The 10,331-nt window shown below is 38.1% G+C and carries 9 protein-coding genes and 1 pseudogene; 8 read left to right on the top strand and 2 right to left on the bottom strand.

Annotated elements, in window-relative coordinates; translation table 11 throughout:
- The first annotated feature begins 203 nt into the window (after positions 1-203).
- Together CI949_RS11925 and otsB are read left to right on the top strand one after the other, a co-directional pair.
- Positions 204-1,622, top strand: a complete 1,419-nt coding sequence (locus tag CI949_RS11925) for a trehalose-6-phosphate synthase (protein ID WP_290766839.1) — start codon at positions 204-206, stop codon at positions 1,620-1,622.
- Positions 1,615-2,409 carry a trehalose-phosphatase gene (gene otsB / locus CI949_RS11930; protein WP_290766841.1) on the top strand — a complete coding sequence of 265 codons (795 nt, stop codon included), beginning with the start codon at positions 1,615-1,617 and terminating at the stop codon, positions 2,407-2,409. The genes CI949_RS11925 and otsB overlap by 8 nt, the downstream gene beginning before the upstream one ends.
- A 57-nt stretch (positions 2,410-2,466) precedes the next feature.
- Here otsB and CI949_RS11935 read toward each other — a convergent pair whose 3' ends face one another.
- Positions 2,467-3,270: a histidinol-phosphatase HisJ family protein gene (locus tag CI949_RS11935; RefSeq protein ID WP_290766843.1), complete on the bottom strand. Its 804-nt coding sequence runs from the start codon at positions 3,268-3,270 to the stop codon at positions 2,467-2,469.
- Between the two features lie 294 nt (positions 3,271-3,564).
- On the opposite strand from CI949_RS11935, the gene CI949_RS11940 reads away from it, so the two are divergent.
- From CI949_RS11940 to hisD, 6 genes are all read left to right on the top strand, one after another.
- Positions 3,565-4,143, top strand: coding sequence for a nitroreductase family protein (locus CI949_RS11940; protein WP_290766845.1), 579 nt, complete (start codon positions 3,565-3,567; stop codon positions 4,141-4,143).
- 237 nt (positions 4,144-4,380) lie between these two features.
- The gene (locus tag CI949_RS11945) at positions 4,381-5,373 is read left to right on the top strand and encodes an aldo/keto reductase (protein ID WP_290766847.1); all 993 of its coding nucleotides are present in this window, start codon (positions 4,381-4,383) and stop codon (positions 5,371-5,373) included.
- Between the two features lie 57 nt (positions 5,374-5,430).
- Positions 5,431-6,102, top strand: a complete 672-nt coding sequence (gene deoC / locus CI949_RS11950; RefSeq protein WP_290766849.1) for a deoxyribose-phosphate aldolase — start codon at positions 5,431-5,433, stop codon at positions 6,100-6,102.
- A gap of 230 nt (positions 6,103-6,332) precedes the next feature.
- Positions 6,333-7,598, top strand: coding sequence for an ATP phosphoribosyltransferase regulatory subunit (hisZ, locus tag CI949_RS11955; RefSeq protein WP_290766851.1), 1,266 nt, complete (start codon positions 6,333-6,335; stop codon positions 7,596-7,598).
- Entirely contained in the window at positions 7,598-8,242 is a 645-nt protein-coding gene (gene hisG / locus CI949_RS11960; protein ID WP_108142470.1) for an ATP phosphoribosyltransferase, read from the top strand. Before hisZ ends, hisG begins: the two co-directional genes overlap by 1 nt.
- On the top strand, positions 8,232-9,536 hold the full coding sequence (gene hisD / locus CI949_RS11965; RefSeq protein WP_290766854.1) for a histidinol dehydrogenase: 1,305 nt from the start codon (positions 8,232-8,234) through the stop codon (positions 9,534-9,536). The genes hisG and hisD overlap by 11 nt, the downstream gene beginning before the upstream one ends.
- A 208-nt stretch (positions 9,537-9,744) precedes the next feature.
- Here the strand turns inward: hisD and CI949_RS11970 are convergent.
- Positions 9,745-10,331: pseudogene (locus tag CI949_RS11970) on the bottom strand (ISNCY family transposase); the annotation flags it as partial.

Here is a 10,331-nt window from a genome sequence, read left to right on the forward strand (position 1 = left end):
GAAAAACAATGATGATTTGAGTGAAATGGTAGAAAATATTTTTTTGATAACTTAGTAAATGAGTTTTTTTATGTTTAAATAGCTACTTATCACCAGCTAATAATTGGCTGTTAAGTTGTTAAATAATTACTTTAATTACCTTCATTTTGTGTTATTTTGTAATATAGGAGAAGTGAGAATTTGTAAAATAGGAGGTAATAATTATGGAAGCAGAATTTGATCAAAATCGTCTTGTTCTTGTTTCCAATGGAGAACCATATAAACATGTATTTGAAGATGGTAATTTAAAACTGGAAAAAATGGCTGGAGGCCTAACCACCGGACTTGATCCGATGATGCAGGAAGATGATGGGCTCTGGATTGCCTGGGGCCGAGGTGAGGCTGATTTTGAAGCAGTTGATCAAAATAATAAGCTTCGAGTTCCTGATCAGAACGGCTATACTTTAAAAAGAATTGAGCTAAGTGAAGAAGAGAAAAGTGGGTTTTATTATGGGTTTTCAAATGAGATCATGTGGCCGATCAGCCACACCTTTATTTCCAAAGCAAATTATAAAAAAGACTACTGGCAGAGTTATCAGCAGGTTAATCAGAAATATGCAGAAAGTGTCCTGGAAGAGCTGGAGGATGATGATCTGGTCTGGATACACGATTATCATCTGACCCTGGTGCCGGGAATTCTAAAAGAAGAAAAGCCCGAACTTAAAACTTCACTTTTCTGGCATATACCCTGGCCTGCCTGGGAGGCTTTTAGAACAATTCCCTGGCGCAGAGAAATTCTGGAAGGAATGCTGGCAGCCGATTTCTTGGGCTTCCATACAGATCTCTTTGTCTATAACTTTTTAAACTGTGCAGAAAAAATTGGTGCAGAAGTTGATTTTTCTGAAAGAGTAGTTTATTACCAGGGTACAAAAACGAAGGTTGAAAGTGTGCCGCTGGGCATTGATTATCAAAAATTTGACCAGCTTTCCCATGATGAAGGTTATCTTGCCAGAGCTAAAGAAGTCAAAGATCATTATGAGACAGAAAAATTGATTTTTGCAGTTGATAGGCTTGATTATACAAAAGGAATTGAAGAGAGATTGGAAGGAATTGATCGCTTTTTTGAAAAATATCCTGAATATCAGGGCAGGGTTACCTTTGTCCAACGGGTGGCTCCGAGCCGGACTGGAATTGAAGAATATCAAAAAATGAAAGAAAGAATTGAGAAAAAAGTTGCAGAGATAAATGGTAAGTATCAAAAGGATCAGTGGCAGCCTGTTAAATACTTTTATGGATCTGTGCCGCAAAATGAGCTGCTGCCCTATTATAAAGCTGCAGATCTCGGTCTAATTACAGCCTCAATCGATGGGATGAACCTGGTAGCAAAAGAATATTTAGCAGTTCAGGATTCTGGAGTCTTACTGCTTTCGGAATTTGCAGGAGCAGCAGAATATTTAGATAGTGCCCTTAAAGTAAACCCCTACAATACAGAAGAGCTTGCAGATAGAATATATGAGGGGCTTGAGATGCCCGAATCAGAGAAGAAAGAAAGGCTTAAGCAGGCTCAGGCTGACTTAAAGGAATATGACATTAACTGGTGGCGCAATTACTTCTTAGAAAAGTGGCTTGATAGTTATGAATAAAAAATATCTGCTCGATGCTCATAATCTACAGACAGTAAAAAAAAGAATTGAAGCAGCTGAAAATCTGCTTGTTTTTCTTGATTATGACGGAACTCTGGCTCCTTTTAATCCGGAGCCACTTTCTGCTTATGCTCTACCGCAGATAGAGAAATCCCTGAATATAATTAAGAGGAAGAACAAATATTATTTAAGTCTGGTTTCAGGCAGAAAACTTAGTGAATTAAAAAGTATGCTTCATTTAGAAGATGCCAGTTATGCCGGCAGCCACGGTCTGGAAATTGAATTAAGTTTTGAAGTTGAAGTAGTTTATCCCTATCAAACAAAAAATATTGACATTTTAAGCCAAAAAAATTACGATCAGGTAAAGAGAGACTATCAAAAATCAGATGATGTTAAAGTTGAAGATAAAGGTTTTGGCCTGGCTCTTCACTTCAACTCATTAGAAAAGCAAAAAGAGCATGAGAAAAAACTGGATTCACTGTTTGCTGGATCAGCCTATCAGCTTCTTTCGGGCAGAGAGGTTATTGAAATCAGGCCGAAAGGCTGGGATAAAGGAAAAGGCGTTGACTATATGACTCAAAGGATTAAAGAAAATTTTGAACTGGATAGTGCTTTAAGAATTTATATTGGTGATGATAGAACCGATGAGGATGCATTTGAAGTCTTAGATGATGGGATTACTGTTTATGTAAAGAATGATTCAAATTTAAATACAAAAGCTGAATATTATTTAGAAAATCCAGAAGATACAGCTAAATTATTAAATAACCTGGCAGGAGAGCTTTAATCTCCTGCCTTTATTTTTTCCGGGTTTTTAAATTATAGAGGTCTTGTATAATTGGAGCTAAATTTTATGAAATTCGGCTTTCATTTTTGAGAAGGTTGTCAGTTCTGTAAAACCAATATCTTTTAGTTTGGAGATAGTATAATTAAATTTATTGGCTATAGTCTCAGTATTGTGGCTGTCTGAGCCAATTGTTAAAATTTTACCACCCAGCTGGTAATAAAGTTTTAAAATTTCAAAATCTGGCAGGGGATTCTGGCCGTCAATTCTGTAGCCGGAGGTGTTAACTTCTAATCCTTTATCTTTAGCAATGACTGTTTTTAAAATTTCTCTAATCAATTCAGCTGTCTGCTCATCTTCCATCAATCCCGGCTGCTGCTCAAAGTCACCATAGCGGCGAATAATATCTAGATGACCGATTACACTGTAATGATCATATTTTTTTACAACATTGAGAACAGCTTTTAGATATTGGAGATAGGCTTCCCACTGGGCGTAATTTTCAAAAAAATCTCCATTATACAGGTCCGCCTTTTCAGCAGTATGAAAAGAGCCAATAACAAAATCAAAATCATCAGCCAGATACTGCTCACATTCTTCAAAGATATGTTCCTGGAGTCCCATTTCGATTCCTTTTTTGATTGTAAGTTGACCTCTGTATTTCTGCTGCATTTTTTCGATCTCAGCTAAATACTCTTTTTTATCAATTAAAAATTCAATTGTATCATCTTTATAGTCTATATCATGGTGGTCAGTGATCGCAATTTCATCAAGGCCTTTAGCAACTGCAGCCTGACAGAGCTCGTCTATTGTCATTTCGGAGTCAGCAGAAAATTGTGAATGCAGGTGGTAATCAAAGAGCATAAAAATCTCTCCTTATTTTCTATTTTGGTCGCTAAATACTACTTATTCTTATCATAGCATAATAAGCTGTTAAGTTAAATATTATTTCTACTGTCCTATCTCCTCAGATAGATATCTGGAATTTGTAGAAAAGATTTATTAATATTTCTCAAGGATAAGATGATTTTTAATTAGATAAATTAGTAAATAATAAAACCTAAACAAATACTTGACAAACTCGCTTAAGTTTATTATCATATCTTAACAGTGGATAATATTTATAATTAGTAAATAACTAACATGAGGTGATAGTAAATGAGTGAATTATTTGAAGTTGTAAAAAACAGAAGAAGTATTAGAAATTATAAAAGTGAGATACCAGCAAAAGAGAAAATTGAAAAAGTAATTGCGGGGGCAAATTGGGCCCCTTCTGATGGAAATAGTCAACCCTGGCAGTTTTATGTTGCAAGAGGAGAGATAGTAGATGGAATCTGTGATGAGTTTTATAGTCATGCAAAAGAACATATTCCCAATGCTTCCTATATTCCGGAAGAAAAAAAGCAGCCAATGCTTGAATATGCAAAGGATTTTGGTGGAGCTCCAGTTCATATAATTATAAGTTATGAGACAGAAGATGATCCAATTAAAGATGAGGAAGCATTAATGGGGGCTTCTGCTGCAGTTCAAAACTTAATGTTAACTGCTGCTGATCAGGGGCTAGGAACTGTCTGGATAGCAGGTCATGTTGCTCACAGTGAAAGAGTAAAGAGACTGCTTAACCTATCTGAATCAGAAAAAATTGCTGGAATTATACCGATTGGAATTCCAGATATGGACCCTCCTTTAAAAGAACGCCAAAATCCAAAAGATAAAACAGAGTGGCTTGGATTTTAATTGACATCCTCCCCACCCATTAACATGAGCGAGGCTTTCTCGGCTAAAGTAGGGTGATTAATTTTCTAGAATAAAAAAATAAATATAGAACACTTATTTTAATATGCAGGAGACCCAGAATACCTTTCTAAGGACTGGGTCTTTTTTGTTTATTATTAATTGCAAGAATAATTTGTAATCATCTTTCGAATTAAATATAATAATAGTAGAAGTTAAACAATCCGGGAGGGATAAATAATGGAATATAGAACTGTAGGTAAAACAGGAGTTCAGGTTTCTCCACTTTGTTTTGGTACGATGTCTTTTGGTGGGATTGCTGATGAGGAGATGTCACGCAGGATGTTTAATGCAGCTAGAGAAAGAGGTATTAACTTTTTTGATTCTGCTGATGTCTATAATGAAGGCCGCTCGGAAGAACTGCTCGGTAAGTTTATGCAGGAAAACAAGTGTCGGGATGAACTGGTCATAACTTCAAAAGTTTACGGGAAAACAGCTGCTGATGTAAATGCAAAAGGACTTTCCCGGCGTCATATTAAACTGGGAGTAGAAGAGAGTTTAAAGAGGCTGAAAACTGATAGGATAGATTTTTATTTTGTTCACAGCTTTGATTCTAAGACAGATATGCTGCAGACCTTGAGAGCTATGGATGATCTGGTCAAAGAGGGTAAGATATTATATCCGGGAGTCAGCAACTGGGCGGCCTGGCAGATCGAAAAAGCACTTGGTATTTCGCGCCAGGAGAGTCTGGCCCGCTTTGAAATTGTGCAGCCGATGTATAACCTGGCTAAAAGACAGGCTGAAGTTGAGATTCTGCCGATGGCTGAGGCTGAAAATCTGGGAGTCATCTCCTACAGTCCCTTAGGTGGTGGCTTACTGACCGGTAAATATGGAAAAGATAAGCGACCTGATAAAGGTAGACTGGTGGAAAGAGAAGATTATGCCACCCGCTATGGCTTAAAACAGTACTATCAGATAGCAGAAGAGTTCAGCAGCCATGCCCGAGATAAAGGAGTAGAGCCTGCCTCACTGGCAGTAGCCTGGGTTATGTCCAATCCAGCAGTTACCGCTCCAATTATCGGTGCCCGCAATCTGGAACAGTTAAAGGGGTCACTGGGAGCTTTAGATATTGAAATGACCAAAGAGTGGAGAAAAGAAATAACAGATCTTTCAATTACCCCTCCACCAGCAACAGATCGACTGGAGGAGCAGAAAAACATTAGTTATTTTTAATAACAAACGATTATTTTAGAACTAAAGTTTTATTAATCCAGCAGGAGGTTTTAATTAATGACTAAAGAAGAAGTTGCAGGAATGATTGATCATACAATTTTAGGAGCAGAAGTAACGAAAGAAGCTGTCAAAGAAAAGTGTCGAGAGGCAAAGGAATATAATTTTGCTTCAGTCTGTGCCAATCCGGACCAGGTAGCTTTAATGGCTGAAGAACTTGCAGATTCTCCGGTAAAAGTCTGTACGGTAATTGGCTTTCCGCTTGGAGTTAATGCAACTGCGACCAAGATTGCAGAAGCAGAGTTAGCAGCCGCCGAGGGAGCAGATGAACTTGATATGGTAATGAAAGTAGGAGCCTTAAAAGAAGGAGACTATGAGCTGGTAAAAAATGATATTAAAGCAGTTGTTGAAGCTGCAGGAGACAAATTGGTTAAAGTTATAATTGAGACCTGTTATTTAACAGATCAGCAAAAAGTTAAAGCCTGTGAACTGGCAAAAGCAGCAGGAGCGGATTTTGTTAAAACGTCTACCGGATTTGGCAGTGGAGGAGCAACTGTTGAGGATATTGCTCTGATGAGAAAAACTGTTGGTGAAAAAATGGGTGTCAAAGCATCTGGAGGAATTCACAGTTTAGCTGAAGCTGAGGCCATGATAGAAGCTGGAACCACCAGGATTGGAGCCAGTTCAGGTGTGCAGATTATCGAAGGTGCTGAAGTGAGTTCTGACTATTAAAATGATATATCTCTTCTTACTATAAAGCTAAATATTTTCAAACTAAGACCTGCCGGGGTTAAAAATTTTTGGCAGGTCTTTTAAATTTCACTTGAATAGTGTTAAAATTAAGACAGAATAAGAAATTTACTAAAAGACTTGACAGCAGAGTGGATAATCAATATAATAGATACAACATTTTAACACTTTACCATGATAAAGCACTAAACTAAAACGGGAGGTCATTATAGATGAATGCATTTGTAGAGGGTGTTCGCGATATTTTGCCGGCAGAATTAAGAAAGAGGAGAGGGATTTATCAGACGATTAGAGAGGTATTTGAAGCCAATGCCTACAGGGAGGTTATTACCCCAACTCTTGAGTCCTTAGAACTTTATGCAGGTATAGAAGGCCTGGTTGATAAAAGTGAAATGTTTAAGGTGGTCGATGATAAGGGGCAGATCCTGGTTTTAAGACCTGATCTAACTATGCCGATTGCTCGACTGGCGGCAAGTCGTTTTCAGGACAGCCCCAGACCCCTAAAGTTTTCATATTTAAGCTCAGCCTTTCAGTCTAAGAATTCTCAGAGTTTAAGTTTAAAAGAAAAAACACAGGCGGGAGTAGAGTTAATCGGTTCAGCCAGCCTGGAATCAGATTTAGAGATGATTCTACTTTTAATCAAGACCATGCAGTCAGTGGGAGTCGAAGAGCCGCTGATTGATATCGGTCATGCAGATTTGATCAATGAAATTTTTGCAGACTTAAAGATCGCTGAAAAAGAAAAAACTGAGCTGCGCCAGCTGCTGGCAGCTAAAAATAAAGTTGGGATTAAAAATTACATTAAAGATATCGAACTGACAGAGGATGCAGCAGAAGTTTTATTAAGCCTGCCTTCACTTTTTGGTAAACCCAAAGAAGTAGTCAAAAAATTAGAAGCGATGCCTTTATCAACAGATACCAAAGAGGCTCTGAAGACTTTAGACGAATTATTCAATAAGCTGAAAGAATTTGAAGCTTTAAAATATATTACCTTTGATCCGATGTTGATTTCCCGCCACGGCTATTATACAGGCCTGATCTTCAAGGGATATGCAAAGGGCTACAGCAACCTGCTGGCAAGTGGAGGCCGCTATGATAATCTGACTGAGAAATTTGGAGTAGAAGAGCCGGCAGTCGGGTTTGCCTTAGAAATTGAGAATTTACTTGATTATTTAAACAGAACGGAAAATTTTAGTGAAGATCAGGAAAAAAGATTTTTGATATCTTACCAGGATAACTCAGATCTGAAGCTTGCCTTTGAGTTGGCAGAAGACTTAAGGAATGCTGGTTTTGTTGTTGAAGTCTATAATGGAGCAGACAAAGAATATTTAGATTTTCAGCAGGTTAATTTTGAGATCTGTTTAAAAACTGATAAGCTGGAGTTAAAGCAAAATGGAGGCGAAACTGCAGTAATCGAAAGAAATCAAAAAGAAGCATTAGAATATCTGATCTTAAATAAAATAGAGGAGTGGGAATAATGGATAATCTCTGTATAGCTATGGCAAAAGGAAGGCTGGCTAAAGAAGCAGTTAAACTTTTCCGTCAGGCCGGCTACGATCTGCCTGAGAATATGCTTAAATCACGTAAATTAATTTTTGAAATAGAAAGTGAAAAATTTGAAATTATACTTGTTAAACCGGCAGATGTTCCAATCTATGTTGAATATGGAACAGCTGATCTGGGGATTGTAGGCAAAGATACTTTATTAGAGGAAAATCGCGATTTATATGAGGTCCTGGATTTAGAATATGGAGTCTGTGAGTTCGCTCTGGCCGGTCTGCCTGACCGCAAAGATACTCTACTGGAGCGCAAAGTTGCGACCAAATATCCGGATTTTACCCGCCGCTATTTCCGCAGTAAAGGAGAGCCGGTGGAAATTATTAAGCTCAATGGGTCAATCGAGCTGGCACCCCTGACAGGACTTGCCGATACTATATTAGATATTGTCGAAACCGGCAGGACTTTAAAGGAAAACGGACTGGTAGTCTATGAGAGCATCAGAGACTTATCGGCCCGCCTGGTGGTTAATAAAGTAAGTATGAAGACCAGACAGGATGAAATTTCTAAAATAATTGAAGCTCTGGATCAGGTAGTTAATGGAGATGATAGTGATGAAGCTTAATCTAAAAAGAATTAAAGACGGCCGCCGGAATGTGGATCAGGTTAAGGAGCTTTTGGAAAGCCGCTCCGGTGATAATCTGGCCAAATATCGTGAGACTGCAGCCGGCATTTTAAAAAATGTACAAAAAAATGGAGACCTGGCAGTTTTAGAATACACATTTCGTTTTGATGGAGTTGATTTTGAGGCTTCAGAACTTGAGGTAACAGATGCTGAAATTGAAGCAGCCTTAAAGGAAGTAGATGAGGATTTTATAGCAGCCTTAAAGAATGCAGCTGCAAATATAGAGGATTTTCACGCTGAGCAGAAGGATAAATCCTGGCAGAAGCAGAAAAAACCGGGAATTATTACCGGTCAGATCTGCCAGCCGCTCAAAAAAGCAGGAGTTTATGTTCCCGGTGGTCGGGCGGCATATCCATCTTCAGTTTTAATGACTGTTATTCCAGCAAAGGTGGCAGGGGTTGAAGAAATTATAATGCTGACTCCACCTGACAAAGAGGGAAAGGTGAGTCCCGTAATTCTAGCAGCAGCTGAGATTGCAGGTGCTGACCGCATCTTCAAAATCGGAGGAGCTCAGGCAGTAGCGGCAGCAGCCTATGGAACCGAAACTGTACCGGGAGTGGATATTATTGTTGGCCCGGGTAATATTTATGTTTCTATGGCTAAAGAACTGGTTTTTGGTCAGGTTAAAATTGATATGATTGCCGGTCCCAGTGAGATTATGATTATGGCGGAAAAAGACTCCAACCCGTCCTACATTGCAGCTGATTTAATGAGTCAGGCTGAGCACGACCCGCTTGCTTCTTCGATTTTAGTTACAGATGCACCAGAGCTGATCGAAAAAGTTGAAGAAGAATTAGAAAAACAGATTGAAAAACTGAGCAAAAAAGAAATTATCAAAGAATCTCTGGAAAACTTTGGCCTGATGATTGAAGTTGAAGACCAAAATGCAGCAATGGAAATGATCAATCTGGTGGCACCTGAGCACTTAGAATTAGCAGTCAAAAACCCGTTTGAGCTACTGCCGGCAGTAGAAAATGCAGGCTCTATCTTTTTAGGGGAATATACACCGGAGCCGATTGGTGATTACTATGCAGGACCAAATCATGTGCTGCCAACTAATTCAACAGCCAGATTCTTTTCACCATTATCTGTTAGAGATTTTGTTAAGTATTCCGGTTTTATCCACTACAGTAAAGAGGCCTTAAAAGAAGCCAGTGACGATGTGATCTGTCTGGCTGAAGGTGAAGGACTTGATGCCCACGCTAATTCAGTTCGGATTAGAAAAGAAAACTAACTTTAACTGAAAATAAATTATAATTATGATATTTATCATAGGTATTTGCAAAATAGGCAAAGAAAATAGTAAAAAACTGTAAATAGTAGGTTGAGTTCAATTTTTAGATTTCAAAAAATTGAATAAGAAAATGTTCTAATAAAATTAAGCATGACAAAATAAACCTATGAATACAGGTTTTAAAAAAAGATATTAAAAGATTTAAATTCTAAGCAATTAGTGATCTTAAAGATCTAATATTTTCTGGTTTATCCATTTTATCAGCTAAGATCAATGTTAAAAGCTGAGTGATTCCAGCCAGAAAAACATCTGCTTTAATACTCTTTAGATTCTGTGTTTTTAAATTACCAGTAACCATGGCATCTTTAAAATAGTTAATTGTCTGTTCAACTACGCCGCGTTTTTTGTAGAGGTCTATCCAGTCATCTGTATCTCTAATGATGCCAGGATAAGTTCTTAAATCCTGGTCAGGATATGTATAGGTAACTCTACCGTAACTGGAGTCAGTACAGGGGTCTTCACAGTAGCAGTTTCTTTTACCACCTTTATGATTGGTTTTAGGACAGACAAACTTAAATCTGGGGCTGCGGTTTTTACCGCGACACCAACCATTAGGTTTCATTGGTAACGAAGAATCTTTAGGACATAAAGGCCAGCCGTTTTCATTGTAATCTGGTTGGGGCAGATCTGAACTACTATTTCTAGAATTAAGTGGTATGACTGCTTTATCAAAGCCAAAATCCTTAATTAAAAAAGGATAAGTCTGATAACTATCAAAGGCAGAATCAGCGATAA

This window comes from Halanaerobium sp., assembly GCF_003070835.1.